Raw genomic sequence first — 17039 nt, forward strand, 5'->3', positions numbered from 1 at the left:
TTACAATTAATTCATAGCCACTTTTGAACTACCTTCTTTCTTCTTGTCCATGTAGGACTGATAGTATTCCAGGTAGTTTTTAAGCATTTTATTGACACCATCTCCAGTGATTGTAGCACCTGACATGCCATCAATTTTGTGAGGGTCATTTGAATAATCTTTTCCTTCACCTTTCTGCATAGACACAGAAACCAGTTCACCGGCTTCATTGTAGATGGACTTGTTATGGTAACGTTGTTGAACTTCAGTAGACGTGATTCTCGCTCCCAATCCAGGCGTTTCCCCAGCATGTGAAAAAGTTACACCTTCAATGGTATCCATGTCTGTTTTTAAAGCGACATATCCCCAGATTTTGTCCCAAAGACCACTTCCGTATACAGGAAGAATGTAAGCAAGAGCTGCGTCTTCACTTCCTTCTTCCAAGTAAATAAATACTGGGAATAATCTTTCTTCTGGAGCCTTTTTGTAGTTTTTACCTACATCTACGGTTTCAGCAGTGATTGCGACACCATCTTGCTCAGTGATTTCTTCACCCTCAATGTTAACTACAGTAGAAGAAATTCTGCTTGCGTAGTATTCATTGACTTCTTCAGGTTTCATGTCAGCGATTTCATCTGCTGGCAATACCGCTCCAAGAATCTGCTTTTTGGTATCTAGTTCTTCGGCTTTCTTTTGGATAGGTTTTAAAATTTCAGAAGTGCCCGAAAGTAATAAACCTAATACTACGGTTAATATAACCGAAAATGTTATGATATAAGCGTTAGACTGTTGCACGTTGTAACCTCCTTTTCTTGTTTGCTTTAACTACGTAATAATCAATAAGCGGTGCAAATACATTCATAAATAACACTGCCAGCATGATGCCCTCAGGATATGCCGGGTTAGTTACCCGAATAATGATTGTGAGGACACCTATAAGTAAGCCATAAATCCATTTCCCTGATTCAGTCTGTGAAGCAGAAACCGGATCTGTAGCCATAAATACTATACCAAAAGCGACACCTCCCATTACCAAATGATAATGTGCTGGCATGGCCATAAATTCATTAACCGCTAATAATTGCATTACTGCAGCCATAAGATAAGCACCAGCGAAACCACTAACGATGATTTTCCAGCTAGCTACTCCTGTAAACAATAGGATGGCAGCCCCAATTAATACCATTAATGTGGATGTTTCACCAATTGATCCTGGAATGAAGCCCATAAACATATTTTGGAAGCTAAACATATTGTCCATTAAAGCGGCGTTATGGCTGGCTAGATTTGCCACTGCATTAACTCCCTCTTGTCCGGATTGGTAGGCGACTGCAAGTGCAGTTGCTCCTGAAAATCCATCTACTGGCATTTTATCTCCCAAGTAAGTCCAAACCTGATCTCCAGATATTTGGGCAGGATAAGCGAAATATAAAAATGCCCTTGCAGTCATTGCTACATTTAGAATATTCATTCCTGTACCTCCGAAAACTTCCTTTGCAATAACTACGGCAAAGATTGTAGCCAGGGCTACTTGCCAAAGTGGTGTTGTTGCAGGTACTACAAGGGGAATTAACATACCTGTTACAAGGAAGCCTTCATTGATTGGGTGCTTTCGGACTACAGCAAAAACTGCTTCTACTATACCCCCAGCAGTGTAGGCTACCAACACTATAGGTAAAACTAAGGTCAGACCTAAAACAAACTTGTCGCCAAATGTACCTGCTTCACCTACTGCTAGGTAGTGCAGATGACCGGTATTGTAAATACCAAATAATAAACAAGGGATCATGGCGATAACCACTGTTATCATCATCCTTTTCAAGTCGATGGCATCCTTTACCTGGGTTCCCTTTGGTCCTGTAGTGTGATTTGGTGAAAACATAAAAGTTTCTCCCGCTTCGTACAGGTAATAAAGGTTTTCCAATTTTCCTCCCTTTTGGAATAAGGGTTTCTGTTTATCCAACAGATCTCGTAAAAACTTCATATTTCTAACTGTATTGAATAAGTTCTATACCTTTTCTAATTAATTGTTGAACAGGATGTTTGGAAACATCTACAAATTCACACAATGCAAGATCTTCTTCTACTACTTCGTAAATTCCGAGCTCCTCCATCTCATCAAAATCTTCTGCCATGATTGCTTTCAAGAGGTAAACTGGATATATATCCATTGGTGTTACCTTCTCAAAAACGCCTGTTTGCACAAAAGCTCTAGGTTCTCCTCTTTCATTGGAATCCAATGCATATTCCTTTTTAGGAAATAAGAAGGACAATAGGCCCAATGCTTTGTGAAAGCTTAATTTGTCTGCTGTAGGCTTCATCCAACCAAGGAACTCATAATAGTCACCTTCAGGGATTATTGTAAGTTGGTGTTGATAAAAACCCAAATAGCCATCGCTATTGATTTTTTCTCCTGTAAGAACGTTACCAGAGACAACTCTTAAATTATTTGATTTGGTATTTCCTGCTACGTAGCTATCTACACAGCTTCCTATATAGGTTTGCGCATAGGAAGGATTTTTTACTTCAGAACCTGTGATCGCTACCAATTTTGAAGCGTCATAAATTCCATTAATAAAAAGTTTACCAATCTGTACTACTCCATAAGGATTGATTGTCCAAAGAATATCACCTTTGTTAATAGGGGCTACGTGGTGAATTTGTACACCTACATTACCTGCCGGGTGGGGTCCAGAAAAACCAGTTGTTTCTACTCCTTGAACGGATGCTAATTCTGCCGATTTTTCATCAGAGGATAAACCTAAATAAACTTTTCCTTTAGTCAGCTTTTTCAAGGCATCTATACCAGCTTGAAAATAATTGCTCTGCCCTTTGAGCAGGTAATCATAATCAGGGGCTAAAGGATGTGAGTCAAATCCTGAAATAAATATATCACGTGGTGAATCTTCAGGATTCGCCACTATTCCATAAGGTCTCTGAATTATCTGTGGCCAAACTCCTGAAACAGTTAGTTTGTCAATAATTGATTCCCTACTTGCTGATTTAATTTCTGAGGAAGTTAATTTATCAAAGTTTTCAAAATTAATTTCGCCGTCAGCCAGGATTTTTATTTCCAATAATTTTCTTTTATCTCCTCGTTTGATTTCAACGATTTCTCCAGATACAGGTGCAACATACTTTACCTTTTCCAGCTTTTTATCAATTAAAATAGGAGTGCCTGCCTTTACCGTATCACCTTCTTTTACAAGGACCTTAGGTCTTTGCATTCCGATGAAATCTGTGGGCTTGATGGCAAAGGTTTTGACAGGTTGATAATCACCGACTTTTTTTTCGGCTTTACCAATCAGGCGTATATCAAACCCTTTTTTAAGCTTGACTTGTTTTGACATATTTAATTTTTGAAACTTTTTGATCCTATGAAAAACGCCTCAAATCTAATAAATTACATTAGTTATTAGAAGATAATTCGGCGATTATTTACCTATTTTTTATGTAAAAAACCCAATTATAGGTCCTCTTGTCAAATGTTTGCCTCGATACTGTTTTTATCAAGTGACAAAATATGTTCCTTTACTTGGTCCATTAGCCACATTGGAGTGGATGTTGCGCCACAAATACCAATTTTATCCTCTGGGTTTAGCCATTCCAGTTTTATTTCCGTTTCATTCTCTACAAAGAAACTTCTTTCATTGGTGTTTTTACATACCTGGTAGAGCGCTTTGCCATTTGAACTCTTTTTCCCAGCAACAAAAACAATCACATCATTGTCTTCAGAAAATTTCTGAAGCTGAGGCTCCCTGTTTGATACTTGTCGGCAGATGGAATCGTTCGCATTAAAGTCCATGTCTTCCAAAGTGCCTCTGGCCTCTTTTATTTTTTCTTCGATTTTGGCTTTTAGCTCATAAAATCCTTTGGTGCTTTTGGTCGTTTGGCTGAAAAGAGTAACAGGTCTGGTGAAATCAATTTGATCCAAATCTTCATCATCCATTACCACTATAGCTTTCTCAAGCGTCTGTCCGGTTAAGCCAATTACTTCAGCATGTCCTTTTTTCCCGTAGATTACGATTTGACCGCTCTGCTTTTCCATCTTATCAAAAGCACTTTTTACACGATGTTGCAGTTTCAACACTACAGGGCAGGATGCATCTATTAATTCTATATTGTTTTTTATGGCAGTTCTATAGGTTTCTGGCGGTTCACCATGAGCTCTAATTAGAACTTTACAGTCATGTAAGTCCTCTAAATTTTCTCGGTCAATGACCACGAGACCTTTGTTGCTTAGGCGATTGACCTCCATGGCATTGTGCACAATGTCTCCCAGGCAATAAAGCTTGGAATTACTTTCCATTTCATCCTCAGCCATCTTAATGGCATATTCTACACCAAAACAATAACCGGAATTCTTATCTATTGTAACTTCCATAAAATTAGTTCATTCTTTCTTTAGCCAACTCAATTATTTTTGACACCTGATCTTTGAATGCAAGATAACTGGTGTCTATCTCTATGGCGTCTGATGCTTTTTTTAATGGGCTTACAGCTCTTCCTGTATCTATTGCGTCACGGGATTCCAAGTTTTCTTTTACTGAGTCAAGACTTATTCTTTCCCCATTTTCCAAAAGTTCCTTTTGTCGTCTTTCTGCGCGAATGGTGGTGTCAGCTGTCATAAAAATTTTCAGTTCTGCCTCTGGAAAAACTACAGTACCGATGTCGCGACCATCCATAACGATTCCTTTATCAATACCCATTTTTCGTTGAATGTTTACCATTTCGGTGCGAACATTTTCCAATTTGCTAACCTCACTTACATAGGAGGACACTGCCATTCCTCTGATTTCATTTTCGACATTTTCTCCATTCATAAAAATTTCCTGTATTCCTTTTGCTTCATTGAAATGAAAGGTAATTTTTATTTCCTTAAGATTACTTATAATGTCTTGTGAATTAGTGAGATCTGTGTTATTTCTTAAAAAAAACAGGGTGACTGCCCTGTACATGGCACCAGAATCAAGATAGGTGTATTGCAAGACCTTTGCTACTGCTTTTGCTGTAGTGCTTTTTCCGCATCCTGAATACCCATCGATGGCAACGATAATTTTTTTCATCAAAGAAAAATGAAATTGCTTACTGCTTTCCTTTTAAGGTGCAAATATAGTATATTTATGACTATTCTTGGTAGTAAGCCTAATTTGAATTGAGTTTTTATTCTTATTGAAAAATTTGTTGGCTAGAATGCGAAGAAATTATTTTAACTTTTAGGTAGGAATGTCATCAGCTTTTATGGTTAGAGGGAAATTTGTAGACATAGAAAATAGGAAGATTTTCCCAGTAGAAATTTTAGTTTCTGAAGGTAAAATAGTAAACCTGAATCAGGTTAGTTCAGCTCCTAACAGATATATTTTCCCAGGATTTATTGATTCCCATGTTCACATTGAGTCCTCCTTACTTATTCCTTCAGAATTTGCTAGGCTAGCTACGCTGCATGGAACAGTGGCGACTGTTTCTGACCCGCATGAAATAGCCAATGTTTGTGGGCTTGAAGGAGTGGAATTCATGATTAAGAATGGAAATCAAACGCCATTTAAATTTTTCTTTGGCGCTCCATCATGTGTTCCAGCTACCTCATTTGAAACAGCAGGTGCGGTGATTGACAGTGATGCAATAGCAACGTTACTTAAACGGAATGACATTCATTATTTGGCTGAAATGATGAATTGGCCAGGAGTACTTTCGGGAGATGAAGAAGTAAAGAAAAAAATTGCTTGGGCAAAAAAGCTCAATAAGCCTGTAGATGGACATGCACCAGGCCTGACAGGAGTAAATGCTGAGAAATACATCAAGGCTGGGATGTCTACAGATCATGAATGCGTGTATTTAGAGGAGGCTAGACATAAGGCAAAATTAGGGATGAAAATTGCCATTAGGGAAGGCAGTGCGGCCAAAAATTTTGATGCCTTGATAGATCTATTGGATGAGTATCCAGATCAAATAATGTTCTGCTCTGATGATAAGCATCCTGATAGTTTGTTGGAAGGACATATAAACCAATTGGCTGCAAGGGCTATTAGAAAAGGAAAGGACCTTTTTCAAGTGCTTAGGGCTTGCTGCATAACTCCAGTAAAACATTACAATCTTGATGTAGGTTTACTAAAACCCAATGATGCAGCAGATTTTATTGTGGTAGAAGACCTGATAAATTTTAATGTTTTGGAAACCTATATTTCTGGAGAACTGGTTGCTAAAGAGGGGAATACGAAAATTTCACCTGTGACCTGCAGTCCTATAAATAATTTTAATACAAATAAGGTAAAGGCAAAAGATTTTGAATTGATTCACGAAGGAGGGAAAGCTAAGGTAATTCAAGCGCTAGATTCTCAGTTGATCACTTCAACTCTTATGACTGAAGTACCTTCTTTGGATGGTAAGGTAGTACCAGACCTTGAAAAAGACATTCTCAAAATTGCCGTTATCAATAGGTACCAGCCAAATAGCAAACCAGCGGTAGCTTTGGTAAAAAACTTTGGTTTGCAAAATGGAGCCATTGGTTCTTCGGTCGCTCATGATTCACACAATATTATTCTGGTGGGTACGAGTGACGAACAAATGGCAAGGGCAGCCAACCTGATTATAGAAAATAAAGGAGGATTATCTGTGGTCAATTCAAGGGAAAGCTTCGTATTAGGACTGAAAATAGCAGGATTAATGAGTGATGCTGATGGTTTTGTGGTTGCTAAAGATTACATTGACATTGATATAAAGGCAAAAGAGCTAGGTTGCACACTCCTTTCACCTTATATGACCTTGAGTTTTATGGCATTGCTAGTGATTCCTCAAATCAAATTAAGTGATAAAGGATTGTTCGATTGTGATTTTTTTATGTTTACGAATGTTTTTGGTCAAGAAAAGGGTATTTAATTTATAATAGTTTTGAAAGTAAATTTTTGGACAAATATTAAATGGAGGGGCATGAATGTTTTTTTCTGGGAGGGTAACCCTTCCATGGAAATTCAAATACTTAATGCTGCCCTGATCATTATTTTTATTTTCAACCTTTTTTTAACAGGCTTGAACTTATACCTTTCCAATTATTTACTATTCGGCCTTTGTATATTTGTAGGTGTTACCATTCTCAGTTACTTGTATTTATTAAGAGTAAAACGTGCCTATAAAACTTCCTTTTATCTAGCAAGTCTAACAACCTACCCTATTTTAGCTATTAATTTCATAAATAACGATGGGATTAATGGGCCAACTTTTTACGTTTTCCTACTTGTACATTTACTTATACTTTGTATAGTTGAGAGTAGGCATTATTTGTTTTGGTCAGGATTGAATGTCGTGTTTTTTATAGGGCTATACTATATTGGCCTGTACCAAGAAGATTGGATACCACTAAATTATAGCACAAAAAATGAAATTTTTATAGACCATACTTTAACCTATTTTGCATGCATTATTGGTGTGTCTATTTTGGTGGTTAGTTTGAAACGGTTTTATGGTATTCAGAAAGGCCGGGTGAAGCAAAAAACCATGGAGTTGATAGAATTAAATAAAAGCCTAAAACAAACCAGTGACAAAAAGGATAAAATAATTACTATCATATCACATGATCTTAAAAATCCACTTCAGTCCATCATACAAACACTAGAGCTTATAAACTCTGGAGATCTCTCAGAGGAAGATATCAAATACCTTCGAAAGGAGCTGTTAAAAACTACCAGAAGTACCTATCAAATGATGGAGAATATATTGGAATGGTCTTCATTCGAATTGAAAAATGAGTCTGTTCGGGAAAAGAAAATTTTGGTGAAAGATCTTATTCAAGATACGGTAGAAATTCTGAAGGTGATTGGCAAGCAGAAAGATATCACGGTCCAGATCAATTACCATAACAACCCTATGATCAATATTGAAACAGATAGACTTCTGCTCATTTTTAGGAACTTGGTTCAAAATGCAATCAAATTTACCCCAATAGGGGGGCTTGTCACCATCGATATTAATTGTAAAGAAGAATTGCTTACACTTAGTATTACAGATAATGGTATTGGAATTCCTCCTGATCGATTGAAAAATATTTTTTCGCAAGATATAAAATCGACCTATGGTACTGAACAGGAAAAAGGAACGGGTATGGGGCTCCATTTGTGCTTTCAAAGTGCCCAAAAATTAAGTGGTCACTTGAATGTAAGAAGTACAGAAGGTGTTGGTTCAAGCTTTAAGCTAATTATTCCTACAGGAATGAATGGTTAAATCTATCCCATTTTGTTGGGTCCTTTAATTGGCTTTTGCTGCCTGTCTATTTTTCGTTTTCCAGGCATGGGCTAGCATGGGCAACTGGGCATAACTGTTTACACCTTCTCTTACCCCTTGAGATTTTAGATAAAGGTCATTGGACCTTCGACTCAGTTCAAGCGAAAAAGGTTTAATGGCACTGTTACTAGTTTGAATTTCCTTTATGTCTCTTTTAATTGCCTTAGGGATTTTACCTACAAAATTCGAATAATTGTCTTCGTTTACTTTATATAAACCATTGAGTTGATACCGAAATAATTTCATTGTTGCGGCATACTGAATGTATGGATGTTTACTTTCTGAGCAAACCAACCAAGCCATAAAATTGGCTTCTCCTTCATTGGTTATACCGAAACCATGCGCTAATTCGTGGGCCATGGTAAAACTCTTTTCTAATGGATGCAGGCTAGGATCTAAATAAGCTTCTCCAGTGAAAGGGAAGTAGATACCGAAAATCCCAAGTTTGCGGAGGCTGCCCACAGGGTAAAATTGCTTGACCAATGGTTTTCCTCTCCAACTATGTCCCCAACTATTTAACAAATCTTTCATCTCTTGACGAATCAAGGAGTTTTGTAATGAAAACCCTGGTACTTTGGCTATAGCTGATGAATCTGCCTGTAAACCTCTTCTTATTGAAAGTAAGGATTCCTGCGTGGCTTCCATTTCTTCAATCAATAGTTCAATTGGCAATGGCTCAGGATTTAAGCTGAGGTGTTGATATAATGGGATGCGGTAATAATTGTATCCCCAAAGTATCAGAAATAAAAAAATAATCCACCCAAAAAAGTTGATTAATACTCTGGGTAAAAACATTAACTTTTTTCGCCTGATTTTAATTTTGCCATAGCTTTGAATGGAACGGTACCCCATGTAAAGCAAAAGCAGCAAAATCAGGTAAAAGGCGGGGAAGGGCAATAGGATAAATGAGTAATCAAGCACTGCCCTGACCAAAGGGAATATGGTGATAGAATACCATTTTTCCGTCAGGTTAGGGTTCAATTCTGCAAGGAACCTTAATACTATAGCCAACAACCCGAGGTAACCACCTACCCACCTACTAAAGCCCATATACTATTTGAGTGTAGTTAAAAATACAGCGAAACGAAAGGTTAAACCCCTTCCGCTTCCACACTCTTAACTTCAGGCAACATTCTAGTCAGTAGGTTTTCTATACCCGCTTTAAGGGTAACAGTACTTGAAGGACATCCAGAGCAGGATCCTTGCAATAGTACCTTTACTATTCCATCCTGGAAGCTATGGAATACAATTGCACCTCCATCTTGTTCTACAGCAGGACGAATATATTCATCTAGAATGCCTTTGATTTTTTTGACAACCTCGCTGTCGTTTTCATCGAACAATGGATCACCACCCTCAAACTGTGTAGTTATGGCTTGCTTACCTGTTTCCAGATAGCCTTTGATATGGTTTCTGATATGGTCTTGAATATTTTCCCAAGGTACATCGGCATTTTTAGTAACCGTCACAAAATTGGAGGCAATGAAAACCCGTTCAACAGCAGCAAAATTGAATAACTCTAATGCAAGAGGTGAATTGGCCGCACTTTGCTCGTCCGGAAAATCAAAACTTACACCATCTTCTGCCAACATAAAATTGGCTACAAATTTTAAAGAATTTGGATTTGGATTGGCCTCCATGTACAGGTGTACAGGTTTTTTTTGAGCTTCTAGCATTATTTTATGAGTATAATTCTTAAATTTTTTCCTTTTATGCATTTAGAACGAAAGCAAATCAATCTTGGTTCGATCCTTTGCCAATTCTAATTGGATTATCCCTCAGGTATTGGTCATGGGGTTTGATTTTCGGATCAGTCCTTCTGGCAATTCTCCTTCTGTAGAGGCTACTACGGTACATACCATCGCGTCTCCTGTCACATTCACAATAGTTCTGAACATATCCAATATTCTATCTGGAGCCAAGATTAAGGCAATTCCTGCAGAAGGTACGCCTATAGATTCCAAAACGATGATCAACATAATAATGCCTGCTCCTGGAACTCCGGCGGTGCCTATAGAGGCTAACGTGGCCGTCATTACAATCATTAGCTGTTGGCTAAGGGAAAGGTCGAAACCCATGGCTTGCGCGATGAAAACCGCGGCAACTCCCTGATACAAGCTTGTGCCGTCCATGTTGATTGTGGCTCCCAGAGGCAAAACAAAGCTACTGATTTCCTCTGACACCCCTATTTCTTGCTCTACTTGTTTCATGGTTACCGGCAAGGTAGCTGAGCTAGAGCTTGTAGTAAAAGCCAACAATTGAGCAGGGCGAAGTGCTTTAAAGAAATCCATGTATTTGACCTTTGTGAATGTCTTCAGGATCATGGGATAAAAAAACAGGACCATTAATAATAATCCTCCGATCACCACTAGGCTGTATTTCAATAAGGCCAATAATAACTCCACTGCGGAATCAGGATTGTCTCCCGTTATGTCTACGATTAGAGAAGCCATCAAAGCAAAAACTCCATATGGAGCTAAAATCATAATAAAGCCTACGATTTCTATGATGACATCGTTTATGCCGTCAAAGAAAGCAATAACTGGGGCTGATTTGGCTTTTGGGATCCTAATCAAAGCGATTCCCATGATGATTGCAAAAAACACCACCTGCAGCATCATTTCATTGGCTGCTGCAGCTTGGAAGATGTTTTCAGGAACCATATCTACCAATGGTTTTAAAGGACTTTGGCTCTGAAGTTGTTCGGCTTCCTGATATTTGCTGCCTGCTGTTTCATCATACAGTTCCATCAACTTTTCCCTGGTTTCAGAAGGGAGACTTTTACCCGGATTGAATAGGTTTACCAATAATAATCCAACCGATACGGATAGGGCCGTTGTGAAAATATAGGTCAATATGGTCTTTCCACCTATTCTACTTAGCTTGGTAATGTCCCCTAAATTTGAAACCCCGACTATCAATGAGGCCAGAACCAATGGCACCGCTATCATTTTAAGGGAGGTAATAAAAATAGTCCCTATTGGTTGTACATAGTCATTGATGAAATCTGGAGATATCCTAAATTTCACTACAACAAGGCCAACAGCTAATCCCAAAACCAGCCCTATAAGGATTTGGGTGTGAAGAGGTATTTTTCTTTTCATAGATGAGGATTCTAGCGAAAATTAAATTTTGCTGGACCGGTTAAGAAGTAGATGGTCTGCCAATACCAAGGCACACATGGCTTCTACAATGGGTACAGCACGGGGAACTACGCAAGGATCGTGACGTCCTTTTCCGGAAACGGTAGCAGCTTCTCCATTTGTATCTACACTCTCCTGGTCCTGCATGATTGTAGCTACAGGTTTAAAGGCCACTTTAAAATAAATGTCTTCTCCATTAGAGATTCCTCCTTGGATTCCTCCAGAATGATTAGTACGGGTTCTTACCCTGTCACCTTCTTTGTAAAAAGCATCATTGTGTTCGGAACCTTTCATTGTTACCCCTTCAAACCCGCTGCCAAACTCAAATCCTTTGACTGCATTGATGCTCAACATAGCATGTCCTAAAACAGCATGGAGCCTATCGAAAACAGGCTCGCCCAAGCCAACTGGAACACCTTTGGCTACGCAGCTAACAACTCCACCTATGGTGTCCTTTTCTTTTCTGGTCTGGTCGATCAGTTGAATCATCTTATCAGCAGTGTCAGCATCTGGACAACGAACAATATTGGATTCTGTTTGACTAAAATCTAATTCTTGGTATGGTTTTTCAAGACGTACAGCGCCTGCTTGGCTTACATAGGCATTGATTTCTACCCCATAATTGGCTAGCAATAGCTTGGCAACCGCTCCTGCAGCTACTCTGGCAGCCGTTTCCCTTGCGCTACTTCTTCCTCCTCCTCGATAATCCCTTACCCCAAATTTTTCATGGTAGGTATAATCTGCATGAGAAGGCCTGAATTTTTCTGCTATATGAGAGTAATCTTTACTTTTCTGATCTGTATTATAGATGACCATGGCGATGGGAGTACCCGTGCTTTGGCCCTCAAAAACACCTGAAAGAATTTCAAACTCATCTTCTTCCTTTCTTTGGGTCGTGATTTTGGATTGACCAGGCTTTCTCCTTTGTAATTCCAACCTGATAAAATCCTCATCGATTTTAATACCTGCTGGACAGCCGTCTATAATCACTCCGAGGCCCTTCCCGTGGGATTCTCCGAATGTAGTAATTGTGAATTGGTTTCCGAATGTATTACGCATGAATTATTTTTTCTTAACAATCAAATAAGCCAATAATATCAGTGCTAGCAACAGCAAAATATTAATTAGGGTGGAAAAATAAGACTTATATCCTTGGTTTAAAAGTTTATTGTCTTCTACTTCTATTAGGTCATATAAACCACCTAGCCTGGTAGACGAAATGGCTTGATTCATCCTGCTTTCCCCAGTAACTCTCACTACAGCTTGTGGGACGAGGGTATCGTACTGAGCTAGTTCAGGATCAAAATAGATCCATTCAAAATGGTCTTTCAAAGATACCTCTTCAGCTTCATTTAAAGTCATAAAATAACTGTATTCTTTCATTCCAGTGACTTTACCTCTACCTCTATTGATTTGAACTTGCTCATTTGGATCAAAAGTATTTAGTTTCTGTCCCTTCCTTACTTTTGGAGGACGTATGGAGCTTATATTTCCCTCACCTGTGATGATAAAATCATAAGTGAAACCCTCTCCAGTTTTGACATCCAGTTCACTAAAGTTTTCCCTTAGCCTGTAATTGCCCACACTTACCTCATTTTTTAGCGGATGTGGTGGCAGTTCTTTTACTTTTATAGACTTTGGTTGGGAGTAGAAGGTTTTGAAATCCTGTAATCTATTGCTACCAAAGAAGCTTGGGTTTTTAGCCACCTTGTATTTTATCATTTCCCAACCTACAGAAGGAAAATCCACTGTCCCGGCATTGAAAGGATAGAAGTTGGCTTCATATACTTTGTATTTTGTCCATCTTTTGCCCCCAAACTCTACCCGCTCGGGTTGAATGCTGGTGATATTGAAGTTTTCTTCCCAGGCATTTCCCGGTTTTATTTCATTTATAATCCTTTCAAGCTGTTTGCCTGGCTCATGGAAATTAAAAGGAGCCTGATTGCTCTCAGACATGTAGAAGGCAAAACTAACGCTAAAACCTTCACCGACGTAAACTTCATCCTTACTAACAGAAAGGGAGAAGAATGCATCGTCTTCCACTTCCACATATTCAGGTTGTTCAGTATTATTTCTTCCAAAAAGATCATCAAATGGATCCAGTGCACGATTAGTATTGGCATTTGACCGGGCATCTACCACTGTTATGGTTGTGCCAGGGGAGGAAGCAGTGATCCCATTTACAGCTACTTTAAACCCTGGAAGAGTAAATTGTCCCCTTCTCAAAGGTTTGTAATATTGAATGATGCTGTTGGTACTACTCATCTGACCATTGATAATGTTCATCGATGAACTCTGAGAGATACCTTGTTTTTGAAAGCCAGGAATCTCTGGCAGTTGGTCATTGGACCTAATTTTGTCACCAGACACGATCACTTTTATGGTGAAGGTCTCATTCAGTGCAACCTCATTTTCGCCCAATTCGATTTTGACATCCTGAGCATGAGCAGCTAATGAAAAAAGACCCAGCAGGCAGACAAAAAGAAAATGGTTTTTCGTTAAAGACATATTAAAACGATTGTGTTTTCGTAATTTAATAACTGCAAATAAACAAGGATATTTTATACGTAACAAATCTAATCCAAAACCGTTAGTACTATTTAAACCAATCTTTTTTAATGAAACCTAAATTAAAATATCGTGAACCATGATGGAATATGTTAAGACTATTTTAGTAAAGGTAAGTTTTGACGGCAAACTCTTCGAGAAAGAGTTAAGAAAAGGTCTGAATATGTTAGTCCCTGGGGAACTAGAAGAATTCAGAAAGTGGTGTTACGGCACTTTTTCAAAAGCATATGAGCCAATATTAAATAAATACTTTATTTTATTGGCAGGTTAGTTCATCAACTCAATAGCCCCACTAAACATTGGGGCTTTTTTTATTTAAGGCCTATTTTCAAATACACAATACTTTTTTTTAGCTGTTTTATACGTTTTTTTACTTACTTTTAAAAAAGTTAAACTTTGTTAAGCAATGGAAAAAAAGAACACTGGATTTGAAGAAATTGAAAAGATGCTTCAAGAAGTTGGAAACAAAATTGAAACCTTAATCCAAAAAGGTACCAAAGCTACTGGCGAGGCAAGTGAAGAAATAGAAAAGAAAATCAAAGACCTCCATATAAATAAAGAAAAATTAGAAAAAGAGTTTAAGGAAAAGAAAGCCAAGTTTGAGGAAAAGTACCAAAGCAAATCAAGCACCGCTAAACCTTTTCTTGAAGATTCCATGGCTCATTTTAAGCAAGGAGTAAAATCTTTGGTGCATGCCATCAATGAAATGCTCAAATAAGCCATTCCTACAAATTAGTGGCATTTTGAATAAGCTACCTATTATTTTTTTTATCTAAAAGTATAAAGGAGGCTCAGGTCTACCGTATGGAAAAGTCAGTTTTTCCTAGCATTCTTTTTTTTCAACTCTCCTGAATTCTAGAAATGGCCACTTGCTGAGCAAGGTATGGGAAGGCTATTTCCAATCCTATTGCACAATCGGTGTTGAATTATCGAAATACCGTTGTAATTTTGCGCCATGAATTACCTTTCAGTTGATACACTTAGTAAGTCCTTTGGAGAAAGAGTCTTGTTTTCAGAAATTTCCTTTGGGATAGAACAAGGTCAAAAAACAGCCTTAGTTGGAATAAATGGGGCAGGAAAGTCCACCTTGATGAAAATCATTATGGGGGAAGAAATCGCAGATGCAGGACAAGTCGTGATCAATCAGGAGATTAAAATGGCTTATGTTAATCAAAATCCTATTTTCACAGGTGGGAAGACCATATATGAGACCATTTTTGATGACCCCGAAAATGAAATTATTCAGGTGATTCATTCCTATCAGGAAGCCATGTTGGAAGCTGAGAATGGTACTGACAATAGCGAGGCCTTGCAACCTATTTTTGAAAAAATGGATAGACTGCAAGCTTGGGACTTTGAATACCAAATCAAAGAAGTACTGGGAAAATTGGGTTTACATGATACCAACCTTCAAGTAACTGCGCTTAGTGGAGGGCAACGAAAAAGAGTTGCCATTGCCAGAGCCATTTTGCATTTTCCTGATTTACTTCTTTTGGATGAACCTACCAATCACCTGGATTTAGAAACCATTGAGTGGTTGGAAGACTACCTGTCCAAAGCTAACCTCTCCCTTTTGATGGTGACGCACGATAGGTACTTCTTGGATAAAGTAACCAACAATATTCTTGAATTGGAAAATGGAGAATTGTACCGCTATGCTGGTAATTACAGTTATTTCCTAGAAAAGAAGGAAGAAAGAAAAGCCAACGAAGCTACAGAACTGGGGAAAGCCAAAAGTCTCTATAAAAAAGAACTCGATTGGATAAGGAGGCAACCAAAGGCTCGTGGGACAAAATCCAAGTCAAGGATAGAAGCCTTTAACGAAACCAAGGAGAAAGCTTTTAAGAAAACGGAAGAGAGAGACATTAGTCTGGGCGTAACAGCACAGAGGTTAGGGAAGAAAATTGTAGAAATAGAGAAAATCCATAAATCATACGGAGACCTGAACCTGGTCAAGGATTTTAGTTATACTTTTAAAAAAGGGGATAAGGTAGGAATCGTAGGCCCTAACGGGGCTGGGAAAACCACTTTCCTGAACATGCTCATTGGCAAGAATGCCCCTGATAAAGGAGCTGTCACTATAGGGCAAACGACTGCATTTGGTTATTATAAACAAGAGGAAGATACTTTTGATGAGACCATGCGGTTGATTGATATTGTAAAAGAAGTGGCAGAGGTAGTGACTGTGGCGGGAGGAGCAACGATTACAGTCAGTCAGTTTTTGACTCAATTTGGTTTTCCACCCAAGCAACAGCACACCCCAATTGCCAAGCTTAGTGGGGGGGAAAGAAGGCGACTGCAGTTGCTTATGATTTTGGTAAAAAGCCCTAACTTTCTAATACTGGATGAACCAACCAATGATTTGGATATTGTGACACTCAATACCCTTGAAGAATTTTTAGACGCTTTTCCTGGTTGTTTGGTGATTGTTTCCCATGATAGGTATTTTATGGATCGACTGGTAGATCACTTGTTTGTATTTGAAGGAGAAGGGCAAATCAGTGACTTCCCTGGAAATTATACTGACCTTAGGGAGAGGGAAAAAACAATTAAAGCCGAGACGCCCAAGCAAGTTGCAGAAAAGAAACCTGCAGCCGTTGCAAAGACAACTGAAAAGAGCACCTTAAAAGCTACGTTCAAGGACAAGAAGGAGTTTGAGGAAATTTCAGCGAACTTGGAGCAGTTAACGAGCAAAAAAGAATCCTTTATTCAAAAAATCAATCAAGGGACTGAAGACCACGAAGAATTGTTAAAATGGTCTTTGGAGATAGAAGGTTTGGATAAGAAAATTGAAGAGTTGGAAATGAGGTGGCTGGAATTAAGTGAGCTTGATGGCATCTCCTGATCCATTTGGCATTCTAAATTAAAAAGTATTTAAGCTTCAGGATTTAGGGAATATTTCCTAAATCTTGAAGCTTAAACCCGAAATATGCAATAGACAATCTATTACGTGCTGAAATCGCTTTAAATTCAGCCACTTCGTTGCTGTTTTCAATTTCACCATAGCGGTGCTATGCTCAAATCTCCAAACAGCCTGATTTTCTTGCGATTGGAACACTTCCCGTAAACACGGGA

15 protein-coding genes are annotated in these 17039 nt (G+C 38.5%); 5 read left to right on the forward strand and 10 right to left on the reverse strand.

Features of this window, described 5'->3' with window-relative positions; genetic code table 11:
- Window positions 1–6: 6 nt before the first annotated feature.
- From nqrC to cmk, 5 genes are all read right to left on the reverse strand, one after another.
- Entirely contained in the window at window positions 7–774 is a 768-nt protein-coding gene (nqrC, locus tag AC13EX_RS18020; protein WP_482893777.1) for an NADH:ubiquinone reductase (Na(+)-transporting) subunit C, read from the reverse strand.
- Entirely contained in the window at window positions 761–1963 is a 1203-nt protein-coding gene (locus tag AC13EX_RS18025; RefSeq protein WP_048641701.1) for an NADH:ubiquinone reductase (Na(+)-transporting) subunit B, read from the reverse strand. The genes nqrC and AC13EX_RS18025 overlap by 14 nt, the downstream gene beginning before the upstream one ends.
- A gap of 4 nt (window positions 1964–1967) precedes the next feature.
- Window positions 1968–3329, reverse strand: a complete 1362-nt coding sequence (locus AC13EX_RS18030) for a Na(+)-translocating NADH-quinone reductase subunit A (RefSeq protein WP_482893778.1) — start codon at window positions 3327–3329, stop codon at window positions 1968–1970.
- 131 nt (window positions 3330–3460) lie between these two features.
- A complete protein-coding gene (locus tag AC13EX_RS18035; RefSeq protein ID WP_339713488.1) occupies window positions 3461–4363 on the reverse strand; it encodes a 4-hydroxy-3-methylbut-2-enyl diphosphate reductase in 903 nt (300 codons plus the stop codon).
- Between the two features lie 4 nt (window positions 4364–4367).
- On the reverse strand, window positions 4368–5045 hold the full coding sequence (gene cmk, locus AC13EX_RS18040; RefSeq protein ID WP_048641704.1) for a (d)CMP kinase: 678 nt from the start codon (window positions 5043–5045) through the stop codon (window positions 4368–4370).
- Window positions 5046–5205: 160 nt separating this feature from the next.
- Here cmk and ade point away from each other — a divergent pair, with 160 nt between their 5' ends.
- Together ade and AC13EX_RS18050 are read left to right on the forward strand one after the other, a co-directional pair.
- The gene (gene ade, locus AC13EX_RS18045; protein WP_482893779.1) at window positions 5206–6855 is read left to right on the forward strand and encodes an adenine deaminase; all 1650 of its coding nucleotides are present in this window, start codon (window positions 5206–5208) and stop codon (window positions 6853–6855) included.
- 51 nt (window positions 6856–6906) lie between these two features.
- The gene (locus AC13EX_RS18050; RefSeq protein WP_482893780.1) at window positions 6907–8193 is read left to right on the forward strand and encodes a sensor histidine kinase; all 1287 of its coding nucleotides are present in this window, start codon (window positions 6907–6909) and stop codon (window positions 8191–8193) included.
- A 24-nt stretch (window positions 8194–8217) separates the two neighbouring features.
- Here the strand turns inward: AC13EX_RS18050 and AC13EX_RS18055 are convergent, their stop codons facing one another.
- The 5 genes from AC13EX_RS18055 to AC13EX_RS18075 form a co-directional block, all read right to left on the reverse strand.
- The gene (locus AC13EX_RS18055) at window positions 8218–9303 is read right to left on the reverse strand and encodes a DUF3810 domain-containing protein (RefSeq protein WP_482893781.1); all 1086 of its coding nucleotides are present in this window, start codon (window positions 9301–9303) and stop codon (window positions 8218–8220) included.
- 41 nt (window positions 9304–9344) lie between these two features.
- Window positions 9345–9929, reverse strand: a complete 585-nt coding sequence (locus AC13EX_RS18060) for a NifU family protein (protein WP_339713476.1) — start codon at window positions 9927–9929, stop codon at window positions 9345–9347.
- 102 nt (window positions 9930–10031) lie between these two features.
- A complete protein-coding gene (locus AC13EX_RS18065; RefSeq protein WP_048641708.1) occupies window positions 10032–11357 on the reverse strand; it encodes a dicarboxylate/amino acid:cation symporter in 1326 nt (441 codons plus the stop codon).
- A gap of 21 nt (window positions 11358–11378) precedes the next feature.
- The gene (gene aroC, locus AC13EX_RS18070; RefSeq protein WP_482893782.1) at window positions 11379–12455 is read right to left on the reverse strand and encodes a chorismate synthase; all 1077 of its coding nucleotides are present in this window, start codon (window positions 12453–12455) and stop codon (window positions 11379–11381) included.
- 3 nt (window positions 12456–12458) lie between these two features.
- On the reverse strand, window positions 12459–13904 hold the full coding sequence (locus tag AC13EX_RS18075) for a BatD family protein (RefSeq protein WP_482893783.1): 1446 nt from the start codon (window positions 13902–13904) through the stop codon (window positions 12459–12461).
- Window positions 13905–14043: 139 nt separating this feature from the next.
- Here AC13EX_RS18075 and AC13EX_RS18080 point away from each other — a divergent pair, with 139 nt between their 5' ends.
- The 3 genes from AC13EX_RS18080 to AC13EX_RS18090 all read left to right on the forward strand — a co-directional run bounded on the left by AC13EX_RS18080 (window position 14044) and on the right by AC13EX_RS18090 (window position 16809).
- A complete protein-coding gene (locus AC13EX_RS18080) occupies window positions 14044–14235 on the forward strand; it encodes a hypothetical protein (RefSeq protein ID WP_048641711.1) in 192 nt (63 codons plus the stop codon).
- Window positions 14236–14370: 135 nt separating this feature from the next.
- A complete protein-coding gene (locus tag AC13EX_RS18085; protein ID WP_048641712.1) occupies window positions 14371–14682 on the forward strand; it encodes a hypothetical protein in 312 nt (103 codons plus the stop codon).
- A gap of 237 nt (window positions 14683–14919) precedes the next feature.
- Window positions 14920–16809, forward strand: a complete 1890-nt coding sequence (locus AC13EX_RS18090; protein ID WP_482893784.1) for an ABC-F family ATP-binding cassette domain-containing protein — start codon at window positions 14920–14922, stop codon at window positions 16807–16809.
- Window positions 16810–17039 lie beyond the last annotated feature (230 nt).

This window comes from Cyclobacterium sp. L-R (genome assembly GCF_056859355.1).

Bases quoted from the DNA above. Each gene is read 5' to 3' on its own strand.
- AC13EX_RS18025 (WP_048641701.1), bottom strand. From the start codon at position 1,963: ATGAAGTTTTTACGAGATCTGTTGGATAAACAGAAACCCTTATTCCAA.
- AC13EX_RS18030 (WP_482893778.1), bottom strand. From the start codon at position 3,329: ATGTCAAAACAAGTCAAGCTTAAAAAAGGGTTTGATATACGCCTGATT.
- AC13EX_RS18035 (WP_339713488.1), bottom strand. From the start codon at position 4,363: ATGGAAGTTACAATAGATAAGAATTCCGGTTATTGTTTTGGTGTAGAA.
- cmk (WP_048641704.1), bottom strand. From the start codon at position 5,045: ATGAAAAAAATTATCGTTGCCATCGATGGGTATTCAGGATGCGGAAAA.
- ade (WP_482893779.1), top strand. From the start codon at position 5,206: ATGTCATCAGCTTTTATGGTTAGAGGGAAATTTGTAGACATAGAAAAT.
- AC13EX_RS18050 (WP_482893780.1), top strand. From the start codon at position 6,907: ATGAATGTTTTTTTCTGGGAGGGTAACCCTTCCATGGAAATTCAAATA.
- AC13EX_RS18055 (WP_482893781.1), bottom strand. From the start codon at position 9,303: ATGGGCTTTAGTAGGTGGGTAGGTGGTTACCTCGGGTTGTTGGCTATA.
- AC13EX_RS18060 (WP_339713476.1), bottom strand. From the start codon at position 9,929: ATGCTAGAAGCTCAAAAAAAACCTGTACACCTGTACATGGAGGCCAAT.
- AC13EX_RS18065 (WP_048641708.1), bottom strand. From the start codon at position 11,357: ATGAAAAGAAAAATACCTCTTCACACCCAAATCCTTATAGGGCTGGTT.
- aroC (WP_482893782.1), bottom strand. From the start codon at position 12,455: ATGCGTAATACATTCGGAAACCAATTCACAATTACTACATTCGGAGAA.
- AC13EX_RS18075 (WP_482893783.1), bottom strand. From the start codon at position 13,904: ATGTCTTTAACGAAAAACCATTTTCTTTTTGTCTGCCTGCTGGGTCTT.
- AC13EX_RS18080 (WP_048641711.1), top strand. From the start codon at position 14,044: ATGATGGAATATGTTAAGACTATTTTAGTAAAGGTAAGTTTTGACGGC.
- AC13EX_RS18085 (WP_048641712.1), top strand. From the start codon at position 14,371: ATGGAAAAAAAGAACACTGGATTTGAAGAAATTGAAAAGATGCTTCAA.
- AC13EX_RS18090 (WP_482893784.1), top strand. From the start codon at position 14,920: ATGAATTACCTTTCAGTTGATACACTTAGTAAGTCCTTTGGAGAAAGA.